16 protein-coding genes are annotated in these 18,737 nt (G+C 67.4%); 15 read left to right on the forward strand and 1 reads right to left on the reverse strand.

Features of this window, described 5'->3' with window-relative positions:
* Nucleotides 1–36: 36 nt before the first annotated feature.
* Entirely contained in the window at nucleotides 37–1,032 is a 996-nt protein-coding gene (locus ABSY19_RS28050; protein WP_382157782.1) for an AraC family transcriptional regulator, read from the reverse strand.
* A gap of 219 nt (nucleotides 1,033–1,251) precedes the next feature.
* Here ABSY19_RS28050 and ABSY19_RS28055 point away from each other — a divergent pair, with 219 nt between their 5' ends.
* The 15 genes from ABSY19_RS28055 to ABSY19_RS28125 all read left to right on the forward strand — a co-directional run bounded on the left by ABSY19_RS28055 (nucleotide 1,252) and on the right by ABSY19_RS28125 (nucleotide 18,722).
* On the forward strand, nucleotides 1,252–2,970 hold the full coding sequence (locus ABSY19_RS28055) for a carboxylesterase/lipase family protein (protein ID WP_382157784.1): 1,719 nt from the start codon (nucleotides 1,252–1,254) through the stop codon (nucleotides 2,968–2,970).
* A 181-nt stretch (nucleotides 2,971–3,151) separates the two neighbouring features.
* The gene (locus ABSY19_RS28060) at nucleotides 3,152–4,795 is read left to right on the forward strand and encodes a 3-(methylthio)propionyl-CoA ligase (RefSeq protein WP_382157786.1); all 1,644 of its coding nucleotides are present in this window, start codon (nucleotides 3,152–3,154) and stop codon (nucleotides 4,793–4,795) included.
* A gap of 136 nt (nucleotides 4,796–4,931) precedes the next feature.
* Nucleotides 4,932–6,167 carry a branched-chain amino acid ABC transporter substrate-binding protein gene (locus ABSY19_RS28065; protein WP_382157788.1) on the forward strand — a complete coding sequence of 412 codons (1,236 nt, stop codon included), beginning with the start codon at nucleotides 4,932–4,934 and terminating at the stop codon, nucleotides 6,165–6,167.
* Nucleotides 6,168–6,248: 81 nt separating this feature from the next.
* Nucleotides 6,249–7,283: a branched-chain amino acid ABC transporter permease gene (locus ABSY19_RS28070; protein WP_382157790.1), complete on the forward strand. Its 1,035-nt coding sequence runs from the start codon at nucleotides 6,249–6,251 to the stop codon at nucleotides 7,281–7,283.
* Nucleotides 7,284–7,286: 3 nt separating this feature from the next.
* A complete protein-coding gene (locus ABSY19_RS28075) occupies nucleotides 7,287–8,579 on the forward strand; it encodes a branched-chain amino acid ABC transporter permease (protein ID WP_382157792.1) in 1,293 nt (430 codons plus the stop codon).
* A 2-nt stretch (nucleotides 8,580–8,581) separates the two neighbouring features.
* Nucleotides 8,582–9,364: an ABC transporter ATP-binding protein gene (locus ABSY19_RS28080; protein ID WP_382157794.1), complete on the forward strand. Its 783-nt coding sequence runs from the start codon at nucleotides 8,582–8,584 to the stop codon at nucleotides 9,362–9,364.
* Nucleotides 9,364–10,059 carry an ABC transporter ATP-binding protein gene (locus ABSY19_RS28085; RefSeq protein ID WP_382157796.1) on the forward strand — a complete coding sequence of 232 codons (696 nt, stop codon included), beginning with the start codon at nucleotides 9,364–9,366 and terminating at the stop codon, nucleotides 10,057–10,059. The genes ABSY19_RS28080 and ABSY19_RS28085 overlap by 1 nt, the downstream gene beginning before the upstream one ends.
* 343 nt (nucleotides 10,060–10,402) lie before the next feature.
* A complete protein-coding gene (locus ABSY19_RS28090; RefSeq protein ID WP_382157798.1) occupies nucleotides 10,403–12,517 on the forward strand; it encodes a 3-hydroxyacyl-CoA dehydrogenase NAD-binding domain-containing protein in 2,115 nt (704 codons plus the stop codon).
* 140 nt (nucleotides 12,518–12,657) lie between these two features.
* On the forward strand, nucleotides 12,658–13,833 hold the full coding sequence (locus tag ABSY19_RS28095) for an acetyl-CoA C-acyltransferase (protein ID WP_382157800.1): 1,176 nt from the start codon (nucleotides 12,658–12,660) through the stop codon (nucleotides 13,831–13,833).
* Between the two features lie 11 nt (nucleotides 13,834–13,844).
* Nucleotides 13,845–14,282, forward strand: a complete 438-nt coding sequence (locus ABSY19_RS28100; RefSeq protein ID WP_382157802.1) for a PaaI family thioesterase — start codon at nucleotides 13,845–13,847, stop codon at nucleotides 14,280–14,282.
* 13 nt (nucleotides 14,283–14,295) lie between these two features.
* Nucleotides 14,296–16,119, forward strand: coding sequence for an acyl-CoA dehydrogenase (locus ABSY19_RS28105; RefSeq protein WP_382157804.1), 1,824 nt, complete (start codon nucleotides 14,296–14,298; stop codon nucleotides 16,117–16,119).
* Nucleotides 16,119–16,421 (forward strand): Dabb family protein, encoded by a 303-nt coding sequence (locus ABSY19_RS28110; RefSeq protein ID WP_382157806.1) that lies wholly within the window; start codon nucleotides 16,119–16,121, stop codon nucleotides 16,419–16,421. Before ABSY19_RS28105 ends, ABSY19_RS28110 begins: the two co-directional genes overlap by 1 nt.
* A gap of 27 nt (nucleotides 16,422–16,448) precedes the next feature.
* Nucleotides 16,449–17,240 (forward strand): SDR family oxidoreductase, encoded by a 792-nt coding sequence (locus ABSY19_RS28115; RefSeq protein ID WP_291119432.1) that lies wholly within the window; start codon nucleotides 16,449–16,451, stop codon nucleotides 17,238–17,240.
* A gap of 7 nt (nucleotides 17,241–17,247) precedes the next feature.
* Nucleotides 17,248–17,676: a PaaI family thioesterase gene (locus tag ABSY19_RS28120; RefSeq protein WP_382157808.1), complete on the forward strand. Its 429-nt coding sequence runs from the start codon at nucleotides 17,248–17,250 to the stop codon at nucleotides 17,674–17,676.
* Nucleotides 17,677–17,705: 29 nt separating this feature from the next.
* Entirely contained in the window at nucleotides 17,706–18,722 is a 1,017-nt protein-coding gene (locus tag ABSY19_RS28125) for an NADP-dependent oxidoreductase (RefSeq protein WP_382157810.1), read from the forward strand.
* Nucleotides 18,723–18,737: the final 15 nt, after the last annotated feature.

Raw genomic sequence — 18,737 nt, forward strand, 5'->3', positions numbered from 1 at the left:
TTGTCCGCATCGGGGCCGACATGGCGGGGCGCAGGGTCAATCCGACGCGTTCAGCGACGCGGCCAGCGGCTCGCTCTCGGCCAGGCGGGCGCGGTACTGCCCCGGCGACACGCCGAACCAGCGCTTGTTGGCGCGGAAGAAGTTGCTCTGGTCGGCAAAACCCAGCAAGTCGGCCACCTGGCCCAGGGTGTAGCGGTCTTCGGCCAGGTACTTCTGCGCCAGGTCGCGCCGGGCGTCGTCCAGCAGCTGCTGGAAGTTGGTGTCTTCCTCGCGCAGGCGGCGCTGCAGGGTGCGGTCGGCCATGGCCAGGCTGCTGGCGATGTCTTCGCGGCGCGGCTCGCCCAGGTGCAGGCGGTGGATGATTTCTTCGGTCACGCGCTGGCCGGTGCTGGCATGGCCCAGCCGCACCAGGCGCGACTCGATCACGCGCTGGTGCATGTCGAACAGCACCGGGTCGCTGGAGAGCAGCGGCATCTCCAGGTCCCGGTTGGTCAGCAGCAGCCGGTTGCGCGGCTGGCCGAAGCGCACCGGGCAGCCGAACGCCGCCACATAGGGCCGGGCATCCGCCGGCTCGGGGTCGACGAACTCCACGGCCTGGGGCTGCACGTCGCGCCGCGTGATCCAGCGGCACAGCGTGGCCACCGTCAGCAGGCTGTATTCGAGCCGCTGGCGTGGCAGCGGCCGGGTGTTGCCGATGAGGCCCAGCACCATCCAGTGGTTGCTGCCGTCGGGTTCGAGGTCGAGCGTGATCGCGTCCGAGATCACGGCGTAGTAGCGCGAGAGGTTGATCAGCCCGGCCTTGAGGGTGGGGCTGGCCAGCATCACGTAACCCACCATGTCGAAGTTGACATGCCGCGCCGGCAGCTCGCGGTCCATGCCCAGGGCCGGGTTGCCCGACCAGGCGACGGCCAGTTCCCACAGGCGGGTGATGTCATCGACCTCGACCCGCCCGTCCGGGTCCTGCAGCAGGGCGTCGTCGATGCGCGCGCCGGCCAGCAGGCGCGGCGCGTCCAGGCCCCGGGAGGCAAACATGTCGGCGAGGCATTTGACCCAGAGGGCGGAACTGCTTCTTCGGCTGGGGTGGTGGCGTCGTGAAGTCACTCGATTGGTCGTGTTGCGATAGCGGCGTATCGGGCACCCGTTCCTAGAATTTCCGAGGACAGTGGGCATCGGCGGGAAGCTGGAATTCAAAAGGATTTCAGGCCCCGGCGCAAGCGGGTTATCGCTTCCAAGAACGACTGGAGACAAGACATGAGCAGCAGCACACGGTGGTGGGTGGCGGGCGCAGCCTGCCTGGCTCTGGCGGCCTGTGGCGGAGGCGGGTCTGCCGAGACGCCGCCCGGGCCCGAGGTCCGGCAGATCGCGCAGGGCACGATCAAGGGCCGCAACGACGCGGCCTCCAACGGCACCTATGCCTGGAAGGGCATTCCGTTCGCCCAGCCGCCCGTCGGCGCGCGGCGCTGGAAGGCGCCCGCGGCGGCGGCGGCCTGGAGCGGCACACGCGACACCACCCAGTTCGGCGCGGCCTGTCTGCAGAACGGCCGCCTCTACGGGCCGGGCGCCAACAACCGTTTCGACGCCACGATCGGCGCGACGCTGAACACGCCGGTGGGCAGCGAGGACTGCCTGTTCCTCAATGTGTGGCGGCCGGCCAGCGCCACCACCGGGCTGCCCGTGATCGTCTTCGTGCACGGCGGCAGCAACATCACCGGCTACACCGCCGACCCGATCTACGACGGCGCGGCCCTGGCGCGCAGCGCCAATGCGGTGGTGGTCACGCTCAACTACCGCCTGGGCGTGCTGGGCTTCATGAACCTGCCGCAGCTCAAGACCGGGCTCGACAGCGCGGAGGATTCGGGCAACTTCGCCCTGCTCGACATCGTGCAGGGCCTCAAGTTCGTGCAGCAGAACGCCGCCGTCTTCGGTGGCAACGCGGCCAACGTGACGCTGATGGGCCAGTCGGCCGGCGCGACCAACGTCTGGTCGCTGGTCGCCTCGCCGCTGGGCGCGGGTCTGTTCCACAAGGCCGTGCCGATCTCGGGCGGCATATCCCTGGCGAGCAACCTGCCGGTGGGTACCATCCCCTCGCTGAACGACGCAGCGGCTTCGCTGGCGCAAGGCAACGCGCTGCTGGCCCGGCTGGTGATCGCCGATGGCCTGGCCGTCGACCTGCCCACGGCGCAGGCCTACATCGCCACGCAGTCGGCGCCGCAGGTGGCGGACTACCTGCGCGGCAAGGCCGGCGGCACCGTGCTCACCACCTTGCTGGCCAACAACCTCACAGGTTCAGGCCCGATTCCCGACGGCACGGTGCTGCCGCTGAACCCGATCAACGAGTTCGCGGCGGGCCGTTACAACAAGGTCCCCGTTCTGGCCGGCACCACGGCGGAAGAGGGCAAGCTGTTCCCCGGCTTCCTCACGCTGCTGGGCGGGCCCGCCGGCTTCATCGTGACCGACGCCCAGCTCTTCAACCTGCTGTTCGGCTTCGACCCGAATGCGCCGACGCTGCTGACCGAGGGCGACTTCCTCAACGCCGCGTACCTGCCGTCCAACGCGGCCGTGACCGGCTGGACCGCGCGGGCCGCGCAACTCACGGCGGCGTCCTTCGGCGCCGGCCGCGACAACGTGCTCAACACGCTGCGCACGCAGCAGGCCGACATCTGGCACTACCGGTTCGACTGGGCGCAGCAACCCGCGCCGTGGAACACGGTGTACGGCGCCGCGCACGCCTTTGACCTGCCGTTCGTGTTCGGCAACTTCGGCCCCTCGCTGTTCGCCAACGCCATCGGCGGCAACGCCAACCGGGCAGGGCGCGAGGCGCTGTCGGGCCACATGATGGCCAGCGTCGGCCAGTTCGCCCGCACCGGCAACCCCAACCACGCCACACTGGGCGCCGCCTGGCCGGCCTGGCCCGGTCAGCTGCATTTCAACGCCTCGCTCACGGCCGCGCAGATCAGCGCCGTGCCTTGAGGCAGATCAAGCCACCGCCATTCACCCCATTCGACGCAACACCATGTTGATGAAGGCCGAGGTATCGTGTCCCGCAACGGACACCGAGGGCATCCCCCCTGGATATCCCCGGGGCAGCCGTGCGGGGCAACCCGCTACGATGAACGCCGATTCCAACCCCCTCATCGACAGGAGACTCCCCATGCTGGGCCAGATGCAGAGCCAACCCCTTTTGATTTCCTCACTGATCGTGCATGCCGAGCGGCACCACGCGAGTGGCGAAATCGTGTCCCGCCGTGTGGAAGGCGACATCCACCGCAGCACCTGGGGCCAGATCGCGAGCCGCTCGCGCCAGGTGGCCAATGCGCTGGACGGCCTGGACCTGCCCCAGGGCGACCGCGTGGCCACGCTGGCCTGGAACGGTTATCGCCATCTGGAACTGTATTTCGGCGTGAGCGGCACCGGCCGCGTGCTGCACACCCTCAACCCGCGCCTGCACCCCGAGCAACTGGTCTGGATCGTCAACCACGCGGAAGACAAGGCGGTCTGTTTCGACATGACTTTCCTGCCGCTGGTCAAGGCGGTGGCGGCCAAGTGCCCGACGGTGAAGCACTGGATCGCGCTGTGCGACGCGGACAAGCTGCCGGCCGACAGCGGCATTCCCGGCCTGCGGAGCTACGAGGCCTGGATGGGCCAACAGCCCACGACCTACGACTGGCCGACCTTCGACGAGAACTCCGCCTCGAGCATGTGCTACACGAGCGGCACCACCGGCAACCCCAAGGCCGCGCTGTACTCGCACCGCTCCACGCTGCTGCACGCATTCGGCGCGGCGCTGCCCGACGCCATGTGCCTCTCGGCGCGCGACAGCGTGCTGCCCGTGGTGCCCATGTTCCACGTCAACGCCTGGGGCCTGCCTTACGCGGCGGCGGCCGTCGGCTGCAAGCTGGTGTTCCCCGGTGCGGCGCTGGACGGCAAATCGGTCTACGAACTGATCGAGGCCGAGAAGGTCACCATGGCCGCCGGCGTGCCCACCGTCTGGCAGATGCTGCTGGGCCACCTGCAGGCCAACAACCTCAAGTTCAGCACGCTCAACCGCACCGTCATCGGCGGCTCGGCCTGCCCGCCGGCCATGATCAGCGCCTTCAACGACGTGTACGGCGTGGACGTGCTGCACGCCTGGGGCATGACCGAGATGTCGCCGCTGGGCACGGTCTGCACGCTGAAGAACGCACAGCTGGCGCTGTCGCCGACCGAGCAGCTCAAGGTTCGCCTCAAGCAAGGCCGCGCCATCTTCGGCGCCGACATGAAGATCGTCAACGAGGCCGGCGAAGAGCTGCCCTGGGACGGCAAGGCCTACGGCGACCTGCTGGTGCGCGGCCCCTGGATCATCGCCAGCTACTTCAAGGGCGAGGGCGGCGACCCGCTGCGCTACGACGCGCAGGGGCACGGCTGGTTCCCCACCGGCGACGTGGCCACCATCGACGCCGACGGTTTCATGCAGATCACCGACCGCAGCAAGGACGTGATCAAGTCCGGCGGCGAGTGGATCAGCTCGATCGACGTGGAAAACATCGCGATGGCGCACCCGTCCGTGGCCATGGCCGCCTGCGTGGGCATGAAGCACCCCAAGTGGGACGAGCGCCCCATCGTGGTGGTGGTGAAGAAGCCCGGCACCGAACTCAGCCGCGAGGAATTGCTGGCCTTCTACGAAGGCAAGATCGCCAAATGGCAGATCCCGGACGACGTGGTGTTCGTCGAGGCGATCCCGCTGGGCGCCACCGGCAAGATGCAGAAGATGACCCTGCGCGAGCAGCTCAAGGACTACGTGCTGCCGGGCGTGTGAAAAGGGGCCCGGGCGCACCATCGCAAGGCACCTTGTCGCCTGCGTGATAGAAGCCCGGGCAATCCCCTACGCTGCACCGCACCAGAAGCCCTTACGCTGCGCCTATTCGATTCGTCAACAACAAGGAGACATAGGTATGAAACTGACCGTGAAGATGATTGCAGGCGCCGCCATGCTGGTGGCCGCTGGCGCATCGTTTGCCCAGGCGGGTGAAACCGTCAAGATGATCCGGATCGACCCGCTGACCGGCCTGCTCGGTCCCGTGGGCGTGAGCCAGATCAAGGGCTACCAGTTCTTCGCCGAAAAGTTCAGCGGCAAGGGCAACCCGGCCGGCGTGAAGTTCGAAGTCACCCCGATCGACAACAAGCTGAGCCCGGCCGAAAGCCTGAACGCGCTCAAGGCCGCGATCGACCAGGGCGCGCGCTACATCATCCAGGGCAATGGCTCCTCCGTCGCGCTGGCGCTGGCCGACGCGGTCGAGAAGCACAACGCCCGCAACCCCGGCAAGGAAGTCCTGTACCTCAACGACTCCGCCGTGGACCCGGACCTGACCAACAGCAAGTGCAGCTACTGGCACTTCCGCTTCGATGCCGACACCTCCATGAAGATGGAAGCCATGGCCAGCTTCATCGCCAAGCAGCCCGACATCAAGAAGGTGTACTTCCTGAACCAGAACTACTCGCACGGCCACCAGGTCGTGAAGTTCGGCAAGGAAGCCCTCACGCGCAAGCGCCCGGACATCCAGTTCGTCGGTGAAGACCTGCACCCGCTGGCCCAGACGCGCGACTTCGCCCCCTACATCGCCAAGATCAAGGCCTCGGGCGCCGACACCGTGATCACCGGCAACTGGGGTTCCGACCTCTCGCTGCTGATCAAGGCGGCCAACGAGAACGGCTACACCGGCAAGTTCTTCACCTACTACGCCGGCGTCACCGGCACGCCCACCGCGCTGGGCTCCAACGGCGCCGGCCGGGTCTACCAGATCGCCTACAACCACTACAACATGGGTGGGCAGATGGACGCCTGGATGAAGGAGTTCAACCAGAAGTACAACGACGACTTCTACACCGGCTCCACCATCCGCATCTTCGAGTTCCTCGGCGCGGCCATGGCCAAGGCCAAGTCCACCGACCCCGTGAAGGTGGCCGCCGCCATGGAAGGCCTCACCGTCAAGAGCTTCAACGGCGAGGTGCAGATGCGCAAGAACGACCACCAGCTGCAGCAGCCGCTGTACATGTCGGTCTGGCAGAAGGCCGATGCCAAGTACCCCTACAGCCCCGAGAAGACCGGCATGACGCTGGCGCCGGTGGCGGAGTACCCCAACTACGTGTCGAGCACGCCCACGAGCTGCCAGATGAAGCGCCCCGGGTAAACCACCACACCCATCCAAAGAGCCCGAGCGGGTTGCCGTATCGGGCTCTTTTTCATTCATCGATGAGGAAGGTTTGAGGGAATGGAGTTTTTCATCATCTCGATGCTGAACGGGCTGAGCTACGGGCTCCTGCTGTTCATGCTGAGTTCGGGTCTCACGCTGATCTTCAGCATGATGGGCGTGCTCAACTTCGCGCACGCCAGCTTCTACATGCTGGGGGCCTACGTGGGTTACACGGTGGCGCAGTTCGTGGGCTTCTGGCCCGCGCTGCTGATCGCGCCGATCGTGGTGGGCCTGCTGGGTGCGGCGTTCGAACGCCAGTGCCTGCGCAAGGTGCACAAGTACGGCCACGTGCCTGAACTGCTGGTGACCTTCGGCCTGTCCTACGTCATCGTCGAGCTGGTGCAGCTCGTCTGGGGCCGCATCGCGGTCGAGTTCCGCCCGCCCGAAGAGTTGCGCGGTCCGGTCTTCACCCTGATCAACAACTCCGTCGAAGGCCTGCGCATGGTCTGGGGCGCCGCGCCGCCCGAGCTGTGCAGCGCCGCCGACGCGGCCATCCGCGTGGTCTGCTCGCCGTTCCCGGCCACACGCGGTTTCATGATGCTGGTGGCGGTGGTGATGCTGGCCTCGGTCTGGCTGCTGCTCACGCGCACCCGCATCGGCCTGGTGATCCAGGCCGCGCTCACCCACCCCGAAGCCGTCGAATCGCTGGGCCACAACGTGCCGCGCGTCTTCATGCTGGTGTTCGGCGCGGGCTCCGCGCTGGCCGGCCTGGCCGGCGTCATCGGTGGCAGCACCTTCCTCACCGAACCGGCCATGGCCGCCACGGTGGGCTCGGTGATCTTCGTGGTGGTGGTGGTCGGTGGCATGGGCTCGCTCTCGGGCGCCTTCGTCGCCTCCATCCTCATCGGCGTCATCCAGACCTTCGCCGTGGCCTTCGAGTACTCGCTGGCGACGCTGGCCCAGCAGATCGGCCTGCCGCTGTCGGACGCCGTGGCCAACAACTCGTACGTCAAGCTCACGCTGTCCCAGGTCGCGCCCATCCTGCCGTACCTGTTCCTGGTGCTGATCCTGATCTTCCGGCCGCGTGGCCTGCTCGGCAAACGGGAGGGCTGAGCGATGACCTCCAAACATTACGCATTCAAGCCGCTCAACGTCGGGCGCTGGCTGACCTGGGGCCTCTTCGCGCTGCTGCTCATCGTGGCGCCGAGGATCTTCACCAGCGGCCTGGCGATGACGGTGCTCTCGCAGATGGGCATCGCCATCATCGCCTGCCTGTCCTACAACATCCTGCTGGGGCAGGGCGGCATGCTCAGCTTCGGGCACGCGGTCTACACCGGCCTGGGCTCCTTTCTGGCGATCCACGCGCTCAACAGCGTGACCGCCGGCTCGCTGCCCCTGCCGGTGTCGCTGATCCCCATCGTGGGCGGCCTCGCGGGCGTGGGCTTCGCGGTGCTGTTCGGCTACGTGACCACCCGCAAGTCGGGCACCACCTTCGCCATGATCACGCTGGGCCTGGGCGAACTCGTGTTCGCGCTCTCGCTCATGATCCCCGAGTTCTTCGGTGGCGAAGGCGGCGTCTCGGGCGACCGCATGGCCGGCAAGCCCTTCATGGGCATCACCTACGGGCCGCAGGTGCAGGTGTACTACCTGATCGCCGTCTACACCTTCATCTCGGTCGGGCTCATGTTCGCCTTCACCCGCACGCCGCTGGGCCGCATGCTCAACGCCGTGCGCGACAACCCCGAGCGCGTGGAGTTCGTGGGCTACGACACCCAGCGCGTGCGCTACATGGCGTTCATCATCGCCGGCTTCTTCGCCGGCATCTCGGGCGGCCTGGGGGCCTTGAACTTCGAGATCGTCACCGCCGAGGTGGTGGGCGCGGCGCGCTCGGGCGCCTACCTGCTGTTCACCTTCCTGGGTGGCGCCACCTTCTTCTTCGGGCCCATCATCGGCGGCATCCTCATGGTGCTGGCCTTCGTGCTGCTCTCGGAGTTCACCAAGGCCTGGCTGCTCTACCTGGGCCTGATCTTCCTGTTCATGGTGATGTACGCCCCCGGCGGCATCGCCAGCCTGATCATGATGAACCTGCGCGTGGCCGCCTTCGGGCGCCTGCGCGAACTCTGGGTGAGCTACCTCGCGCTGGCCGGCACCGCCCTGGTGATGCTGGTGGGCGCGGCGGCCATGATCGAGATGGTCTACCACCTGCAGCTCAACACCACCCTGGGCTCCGAACTGCGCTTCCTCGGCGTGCCGCTGGACGCCAAGGGCATCAACAGCTGGTTCGGCGCGGGCATGGTCATGCTCACCGGCCTGGGCCTGTTCGAACTCACGCGCCGCGCCTTCCTGCGCGAATGGGGCGAGATCCAGGAATACATCGAAAAAGAAATCAAGCGGCGGGAGGCGCTGTGAGCATGAACGCACCATCAACCTACGCGCTGGAACTCAAGGACCTGCGCAAGAGCTTCGGCAAGACCGAGATCATCCGGGGCGTGAACCTGGCTGTGAAGGCGGGCGAGCGCGTGGGCATCATCGGCCCCAACGGCGCGGGCAAGTCCACGCTGTTCAACCTCATCAGCGGGCGCTTCGCGCCCACCAGCGGCCAGGTGCTGCTCAACGGCCAGCGCATCGACGGCAAAAAGCCGTTCGAGATCAACCGCGCGGGGCTCTCGCGCAGCTTCCAGATCACCAACATCTTCCCCAAGCTCAGCGTGTTCGAGAACCTGCGCTGCGGCGTGCTCTGGAGCCTGGGCTACAAGTACACCTTCCTGAAGTTCCTGGCCGACCTGGACGACGCCAACGAGCGCGCCGAGCAGCTCATGGAGATGATCAAACTCGACCGCAAGCGCGACACGCTGGCCATGAACCTGACCTACGCCGAGCAGCGCGCGCTCGAGATCGGCATCACCATCGCCGGCGGCGCCAACGTGATCCTGCTCGACGAGCCCACCGCCGGCATGAGCAAGAGCGAAACCAGCCGGTTCATCAGCCTCATCAAGGAAGTGACCGTGGGCAAGACCCTGCTCACGGTGGAGCACGACATGGGCGTGGTGTTCGGCCTGGCAGACCGCATCGCCGTGGTCGTCTATGGCGAGGTGCTCGCCTTCGACACGCCCGCCGCCGTCCGGGCCAACCAGCGCGTGCAGGAGGCCTACCTGGGCTCGCACGTGGCAGACGCACAAGGAGCGGCGCACTGATGCTCAAGATCGAAAACCTCCACGCCTACTACGGCAAGAGCCACGTCCTGCACGGTGTGAGCTTCGACGTGCAGCCCGGCGAGATCGTCGCGCTGCTGGGCCGCAACGGCTCGGGCCGCTCCACCACCGCCAAGGCCGTCATGGGCCTGGTGGAATGCCAGGGCAGCATCCACTGGAAGGGCCAGCAGATCATGGGCAAGAAGGCCTATGAGGTGGCCCACCTGGGTCTGGGCTACGTGCCGGAAAACCGCGACATCTTCCCCACGCTCACCGTGCACCAGAACCTGATGCTGGGGCAGAAGGGCCGCGGCAAGGGCTCGCGCTGGAGCTTCGAGGACATGTACGGCATGTTCCCGCGCCTGCGCGAGCGCCAGCACACCGAAGCGGGCGTGCTCTCGGGCGGCGAGCAGCAGATGCTCACGCTGTGCCGCGCCCTCATGGGCGACCCCGACCTCATCATCATCGACGAGCCCACCGAGGGCCTGGCGCCCAAGATCGTGGAGCTGGTCGGCCAGTACCTGCAGACGCTCAAGTCGCGCGGGATCTCGGTGCTGCTGATCGAGCAGAAGCTGACGATTGCCATGGCGATTTCGGATCGCGCGCTGGTCATGGGGCACGGCAGCATCGTGTTCCAGGGCACGCCGGAGAGCCTGCGCGCCGATCCTTACACCCGCAAGGAGTGGCTGGAGGTTTAGGTGTGGCCCCCACGCTCCGCCGCTGCGCGGGTCGCTGCCCCCCAAGGGGGCTTTCCCGGCTTGGGGCGGCCCGGCGCCGGGACTCCCCCGCGCCGCCTGCGGCGGCACCCCCCACTGGGGGGCGATGCCTGTGGGCCGGCGGAGCCGGACCCACGGCATCCTGGATCGGGGCACGCGCTCCGGCTGGATTTTTGTGGTTCGCCCTCCCCGAGACAAGCCGGCGACACCCGGGTCTTGCGGCGTTGCACAATCTTTCTAGAATCGAACGATCGTTCTTTTTAAAGAAGAGCGTCACAGTCAACGCCCTCAGGCACTGTCCGACATACAACGAAGGAGCTTTTTCATGACCGCTGAGTACCAGGTCCACGGCGATGTGGCCGTCATCACCATGAACAACCCGCCGGTCAACGGCCTGGGGCTGTCCACCCGCCAGGGCATCACCGACGGGCTGGCCAAGGCCGAGGCCGATCCGGCCGTGAAGGCCATCGTGCTGACGGGGGCGGGCAAGGCGTTTTCGGGTGGGGCGGACATCCGCGAGTTCGGTTCGCCCAAGGCGCTGGCCGAGCCGAACTTGCTGTCGGTGATCCTGGCGGTGGAAAACGCCTCCAAGCCGGTCATCGCCGCGATCCACTCCGTCGCCATGGGCGGCGGCTTGGAGCTGGCCCTGGGCTGCCACTACCGCATCGCCGCGCCCGGCACCAACGTGGCGCTGCCCGAAGTGAAGCTGGGCCTGATTCCCGGCGCCGGCGGCACGCAGCGCCTGCCGCGCGCGCTGGGCGTGGAGCCCGCGCTGAACATGATCGTGAGCGGCGAGCCGGTCAAGAGCGAGATGCTCGCGCAGGTGCCCGGCCAGATGCTGTTCAACAAGCTGTCGGCCTCGCCCGAGAGCCTGGCCGAGGAAGCCCTGGCCCTGGCCCGCGAGATGGCCGCGAAGCACGCCGACGGCAGCGCGCTGCCCCGGGTGCGCGACCTGCCGTGCAAGCACCCCAAGGGCGATGCGTACTTCCAGTTCGCGCGCAACATGGTCAAGGGCATGTCCAAGAACTTCCCGGCGCCGGCCAAGTGCGTGGACGCGGTGGAAGCCGCCACCAAGAAGAAGTTCGACGACGGCATGGCCTTCGAGCGCGAGATCTTCATCAACCTGATGTGGACGCCCGAGTGCCGTGCGCTGCGCCACCTGTTCACGGCCGAGCGCGCCGCGAGCAAGATTCCCGATGTGCCGGAAGACACGCCCAAGCGCGAGATCGCCTCGGTGGCCGTCATCGGCGCCGGCACCATGGGCGGCGGCATCTCCATGAACTTCCTCAACGCCGGCATCCCGGTGAAGATCCTGGAGATGAAGCAGGAGGCGCTGGATCGCGGCGTCGCGACCATCCGCAAGAACTACGAAGCCCAGGTGAAGAAGGGCAAGCTCAAGCAGGACAAGTACGAGCAGCGCATGGCCCTGCTGAGCACCACGCTGAGCTACGACGACATCGGCTCGGCCGACCTCGTGATCGAGGCTGTGTTCGAAGAGATCGGCGTGAAGGAAAAGGTGTTCAAGGAACTCGACCGCGTGATGAAGCCCGGCGCGATCCTGGCCTCCAACACCTCCACGCTGGACGTGAACCAGATCGCCAATTTCACCCAGCGCCCGCAGGACGTGGTGGGCCTGCACTTCTTCAGCCCGGCCAACGTGATGAAGCTGCTGGAAGTGGTGCGCGGCGAGAAGACCGCCAAGGACGTGATGGCCACCGTGATGGCCGTGGCCAAGAAGATCAAGAAGACGGCGGTGGTCTCCGGCGTGTGCGACGGCTTCATCGGCAACCGCATGATCGAGCAGTACGGCCGCCAGGGCGGCTTCCTGCTGGACGAGGGCTGCACGCCCGAGCAGGTGGACAAGGCGATGGAGAAGTTCGGCATGGCCATGGGCCCGTTCCGCATGGGCGACCTGGCCGGCAACGACATCGGCTGGGCGATCCGCAAGCGCCGCTACCAGGAAAAGCCGGACATGAAGTACAGCAAGACGGCCGACCTGCTGTGCGAGAAGGGCCGTTTCGGCCAGAAGACCAGCGCCGGCTGGTACGACTACGTGCCGGGCAAGCGCGACGCGATCCCGAATGCCGAAGTGGTGAAAATGATCGAGGACCACCGCAAGTCGCTCGGCATCACGCCGCGCAAGATTTCCGACGAGGAGATCGTGCAGCGCCTGGTGTACTCGCTGGTGAACGAGGCCGCGCACATCCTGGAAGAGGGCATTGCCAACAAGGCCAGCGACATCGACGTGGTCTACATCTTCGGCTACGGCTTCCCGATCCACCGCGGCGGTCCGATGATCTACGCGGACACGGTGGGCCTGTTCAACGTGGTGCAGAGCATGAAGCGCTTCGCCAAGAACCCGCTGGACGACGCGAAATTCTGGGAGCCGGCACCGCTGCTGGCCCGACTGGTCGCAGAAGGCAAGACCTTCAATTCGTGATGGCCCCCCTGCGCCGCTTCGCGTCTTCCCCCCATGGGGGGACGCACCCTTGGCCCGGCGAAGCCGGTTCCGTGGGTGCCCTGGGCTGCGGCGGCTCTCTCGTCTCACCGTTCAATTCGCAAGATAACTAGGAATTCATCATGACCAACGCCGTCATCGTTTCCACCGCCCGCACCCCCCTGGCCAAGAGCTGGAAGGGCGCTTTCAACATGACCCATGGCGCCACGCTCGGCGGCCATGCGGTGCAGCACGCCGTGCAGCGCGCCGGCATCGAAGCCGCTGAAGTGGACGACGTCATCATGGGCTGCGCCAACCCCGAAGGCGCCACCGGCGCCAACATCGCGCGCCAGATCGCGCTGCGCGCCGGCCTGCCCATCACCACCTCGGGCATGACGGTCAACCGTTTCTGCTCGTCCGGCCTGCAGACCATCGCCATGGCCGCGCAACGCATCATCGCGGGCGAGGGCGACGTGTACGTGGCCGGCGGTGTGGAGAGCATTTCCTGCGTGCAGCAGGAAATGAACACCCACATGCTGGCCGACCCCTGGCTGGTGAAGAACAAGCCCGAGATCTACTGGAACATGCTGCAGACCGCCGAGCAGGTGGCCAAGCGCTACAACATCTCGCGCGACGCCATGGACGAGTACGGCGCCGCCAGCCAGCAGCGGGCCACGGCCGCGCTGGAAGCGGGTCTCTTCAAGGCCGAGATCGCCCCCATCACCGTGACCGCCGGCGTGGTCGACAAGGTCATGGGCCTGAGCACCAAACAGGTGACGGTGGAGAACGACGAAGGCATCCGCGCCGGCACCACCAAGGAAGGCATCAGCGGCATCCGCCCGGCGATTCCCGGTGGCGTGATCTCGGCCGGCAACGCCAGCCAGTTCAGCGACGGCGGCGGTGCCTGCGTGCTGATGAACGAGACCCTCGCCGAGAAGCGCGGCCTCAAACCCCTGGGCCGTTTCCTCGGCTTCGCGGTGGCCGGCTGCGAGCCCGATGAAATGGGCATCGGCCCGGTCTTCGCCATTCCCAAGGTGCTCGCGCGCCTGGGCCTGAAGATCGGCGACATCGATCTGTGGGAGCTCAACGAAGCCTTCGCGGTGCAGGTGATCTACTGCCGCGACAAGCTGGGCATCCCGGGCGACCGCCTCAACGTGAACGGCGGCGCGATCGCCGTGGGCCACCCCTACGGCGTGTCGGGCCAGCGCCTGACCGGCCACGCGCTGCTCGAAGGCAAGCGCCGTGGCGCCAAGCGCGTCTGCGTGACGATGTGCATTGGCGGTGGCATGGGCGCCGCCGGCGTGTTCGAAGTCCTCTGAGGGCCGGCACCATGGCCGAGGCCAGCGTCAGCCCCGAGGTGTTTCTGGCCATGGGGCGCGAGGTGCTGGCCGCGCAGCCGTTCTCGCGCCTCATCGGCGCCGAGCTGGCCGCGTTCTCCAAGGGGCATTGCGAGCTGCACGTGCCCATTGGCGAATCGGTGAAGCAGCAGCACGGCTTCGTGCACGGCGGCGTGCTCAGCTACGCCGCCGACAACGCGCTCACCTACGCCGGTGGCAGTGCCCTGGGCTTGCCGGTGGTCACGGCAGAGTTCAAGATCAACTACCTGCGACCCGCGATCGGCGAGCGCCTGATCGCCCGGGCCGAAGCCGTGCACACCGGCAGGACGCAATCGGTCTGCCGCTGCGACGTCTTCGTGGTCCAGGGCGGGGTGGAGAAGCTGTGCGCGGTGGCGCAGGGCACCATCGCCGCGCTGCCGCCCAAGAACTGAAGAAGAGACCTCCATGAGCCTGCGCCCCACCGTCGATTTCCTGCTCTACGACTGGCTCGACGCACCCGCGCTGAGCGGGCGCGAGCGCTTCGCCGACCACAGCCGCGAGACCTTCGACGCCGTGCTCGACACCTGCGAGCGCATCGCGCGCGAGAAATACGCGCCGTTCAACCGCGTGGTGGACACGCAGGAGCCGCATTTCGACGGCGAGAAGGTGGTCCTGCCCCAGGCCACGCACGACGCGCAGAAGGCCTACGCCGAGAGCGGCATGCTCAGCGCCGCGCAGGACTACGAGGTGGGCGGCATGCAGCTGCCCTACACGGTGGAGGCTGCGGCCAACGCCTTCTTCGCCATGGCCTCGGTGAGCATCGGCAGCGGCATGCTCACCACCGGCAACGCCAACCTGCTCATGGTGCACGGCACCGAGGCGCAGAAGAACGTGTTCGCGCTCAACGAGTTCTCGGGCCGGTTCTCCGGCACCATGTGCCTGTCCGAACCGCAGGCCGGCTCGTCGCTGAGCGACGTGACGACCCGCGCCGTGCCCGATGGCGCCGGCTTCGAGAGCGACCCGCTCGGGCCGCGCTACCGCCTCAAGGGCAACAAGATGTGGATCTCGGCCGGCGAGCACGAGCTGACCGAGAACATCATCCACCTGGTGCTGGCCAAGATTCCCGATGAGAACGGCAAGCTCGTGCCCGGCACGCGCGGTATCTCGCTCTTCATCGTGCCCAAGAAGATCGTGAACCCCGCCGGGGAATTGACGGGCGAACGCAACGACGTGGCGCTCGCCGGCCTGAACCACAAATGCGGCTGGCGCGGCACCACCAACACGCTGCTCAACTTCGGCGAGGGCAAGTACCCGGTGCAGGGCGAAGCGGGCGCGGTGGGCTACCTGGTGGGGCAGGCGGGCAAAGGCCTGCACTGCATGTTCCACATGATGAACGAGGCCCGCATCGGCGTGGGCATGGCCGCCACCATGCTGGGCATGGCAGGCTACCTTGCCAGCCTGGACTACGCGAAGAACCGCCCGCAGGGCCGCCCCATGGGCCCGGCCGGCAAGGACCCGGCGCAGCCGCCGGTGCGCATCATCGAACACGCGGACGTCAAGCGCATGCTGCTGGCGCAGAAGGCGTACTGCGAAGGCGCGCTGGCGCTGGAGCTGTACTGCGCGCGCCTGGTGGACGAGCAGCACACGGCGGACGCCGCCACGGCGGACGACGCGCGGCTGCTGCTGGAGGTGCTCACGCCCATCGCCAAGAGCTGGCCCAGCGAATGGTGCCTGGAAGCCAACAGCCTGGCGATCCAGATCCATGGCGGTTACGGCTACACGCGCGATTTCCCGGTGGAGCAGTACTGGCGCGACAACCGCCTGAACATGATCCACGAAGGCACGCACGGCATCCAGGCCATGGACCTGCTGGGCCGCAAGGTGCTGATGGAAGGCGGCAAGGGCCTGAGCCTGCTGGCCGGGCGCATCAACGAGACCATTCAGCGCGCCATCCACGTGCCCGAACTGGCCGCCCACGCGAATGTGCTGGGCCAGGCGCTCGCGCAGGTGGGCGCCGCCACCAAGGCCGCCTGGGCCACCGGCGAACCCACCGACGCGCTGGCCAATGCCGTGCCCTACCTGCAGGCCTTCGGCCACACCGTGCTGGCCTGGGTCTGGCTGGACGTGGCGCTTGCCGCGCACGCGGCACCCGAATCGAACGCCCGCACCGGCCGCCTCGCCGCCATGCGTTTCTTCTTCCACTACGAGCTGCCCAAGATCGGCGCGTGGCTGCAGGTGGTGAGCAGCCGCGACCAGACCTGCGCGGCCCTGCCCGAGGAGGCCTTCTGATGCTGCATCACATCGTCATGTGGAAGATCAAGGCGACCGCCGACGGCAGCAGCCGCGAGGCCAACATCGCCAAGGCCAAGGCCTTGCTCGACGCCTGCGCCCAGCTGGTGCCCGGCATCGTGCGCTTCGAGGTCGCCACCGCCGGCGGCGACCTGGAATGCACCTACGATCTGGTGCTCAACAGCAGCTTCACCGGCCGCGACGCGCTCGCCGCGTACCAGAACCATCCCTCGCACACCGCCCTCAAGCCGTTCATGCGCCTGGTGGTGGAGCAGCGGCAGTGCATGGACTACGAGACCTGATTCTTCACAGACACCACAGGAGACCACATGACCCGAACCATTCCCCAACTCTTCGACCTCAAGGGCAGGACCGCCCTGATCACCGGTGGCTCGCGCGGCCTGGGCCTGCAGATGGCCCACGCCCTGGGCGAGGCCGGCGCGCGCGTGCTGGTGAGTTCGCGCAAGGCCGAGGACCTGGAGAGCGCCACCGCCGAACTGCAGGCCGCCGGCATCGACGCACGCTGGATCGCGGCCGACTGCTCGAAGGAAGAGGACATCCACCGCCTGGCCGACGAGAGTCTGCAGCGCCTGGGCGACATCGACATCCTGGTGAACAACGCGGGCGCCGCCTGGGGCGCGCCGGCCGAAGACCACCCGGTGGAGGCCTGGGACAAGGTGATGAACCTCAACGTGCGCAGCTACTTCATCCTGAGCCAGGTGATCGCCCGGCGCAGCATGATCGCGCGCAAGTCGGGCCGCATCATCAACACCGCGTCCATCGCCGGCCTGGGCGGCAACCCCTCGGGCATGAACACCATCGCCTACAACACCTCCAAGGGCGCGGTGATCAACTTCACCCGCGCGCTGGCCGCCGAGTGGGGCAAGTACGGCATCACCGTCAACGCGATCTGCCCGGGCTTCTTCCCGAGCAAGATGACCGTGGGCACGCTCAAGACCATGGGCGAGGAAAAACTCGCTTCGCACGCACCGCTGCGCCGCCTGGGCGACGACGAAGACCTCAAGGGCCTGACCGTGCTCTACGCCTCCGACGCCGGCAAGCACATCACCGGCCAGTGGCTGGCGGTGGACGGTGGCGTCAGCGTGATCACCGGAGGCTGAGCGTTTCATGGAGTTTTCCGTCCGCATCCCTTTCGTCGAGCTGCTGGGCTTCGAACTGCACCGGTTCGAAGGCGGGGAGGCGGAGCTGCGCTTCGACCCGGGGCCCGACCATCTGAACTCGTTCGACGTGGTGCACGGCGGCGCCAGCATGACGCTGCTCGACGTGGTCATGGCCCATGCCGCGCGCTCCACCGAGCCCGACATGGGCGCGGTCACCATCGAGATGAAGACCAGCTTCATGCGCGCCGCCAAGGGGCCGCTGCGGGCCACGGGCCGCACGCTGCACCGCACCGCCACGATGGTCTTCACCGAAGGCCACATTCACGACGCCGCCGGCAAGCTCTGCGCCCACGCCACCGGCACCTTCAAGCTCATGCCGCGCCTGGCCACCGGCGCCAGCAGCGCGCAGCCCCTCAACCGCATCCGGACCGACTGACGGTCCTTGTCGCCCAACGGAGAAACACCATGCCTGCCAACCAACAGATCCTGCTCGACAACCGCCCCGACGGCGAAGCCACCGTCCACAACTTCAAGCTCGTCACCACCCAGACGCCCGCGCTGGCCGACGGCCAGGTGCTGGTGCGCCACCACTTCCTGAGCCTCGACCCCTACATGCGCGGCCGCATGAACGACAGCAAGAGCTACGCCGCCTCGCAGCCGCTGGGCGAGGTGATGATCGGTGGCACCGTGGGCGAGGTCGCTGAATCGAAGCACCCCAAGTTCCAGCCCGGCGACAAGGTCGTGGGCATGGGCGGCTGGCAGGAGTACAGCGTGGTCGATGCCGGCCAGCCCGGCGCGCTGCGCAAGGTGGACACCACCCACGTGCCGCTCTCGCACTACCTGGGTGCGGTCGGCATGCCGGGCGTGACCGCCTGGTACGGCCTGGTGAAGATCATCAACCCCAAGGCCGGCGACACCGTGGTGGTGAGCGCCGCCACGGGCGCGGTGGGCAGCGCCTTCGGTGCCCTGGCCAAGGCGCGCGGCTGCCGCGCGGTCGGCATCGCCGGTGGCCCGGACAAGTGCAAGTACGCGGTGGAAGAGCTGGGCTTCGACGCCTGCATCGACTACAAGGTCCACAAGGACATGTACTCGCTGGCCAAGGCCTTGAAGGAAGTCTGCCCCAAGGGCATCGACGGCTACTTCGAGAACGTGGGCGGCATGGTGCTCGACGCGGTGCTGCTGCGCATGAACGCCTTCGGCCGCATCGCCGTGTGCGGCATGATCGCCGGCTACGACGGCCAGCCGCTGCCGCTGGCCAATCCCGCGCTGATCCTGGTGAACCGCCTCAAGGTCGAGGGCTTCATCGTCAGCGAGCACATGGAAGTCTGGCCCGAGGCCCTGACCGAGCTGGGCACGCTGGTGGGCACCGGCAAGCTGCGCCCGCGCGAAACGGTGGCGCAGGGCCTGGCCGCCGCGCCCGAGGCCTTCATGGGCCTGCTCAAGGGCAAGAACTTCGGCAAGCAGCTCGTCAAGCTGGTCTGAGCCACCGGGGTCGCG

This window comes from Hydrogenophaga sp. ANAO-22, from assembly GCF_042466645.1.
GTDB lineage: Bacteria > Pseudomonadota > Gammaproteobacteria > Burkholderiales > Burkholderiaceae_C > Hydrogenophaga.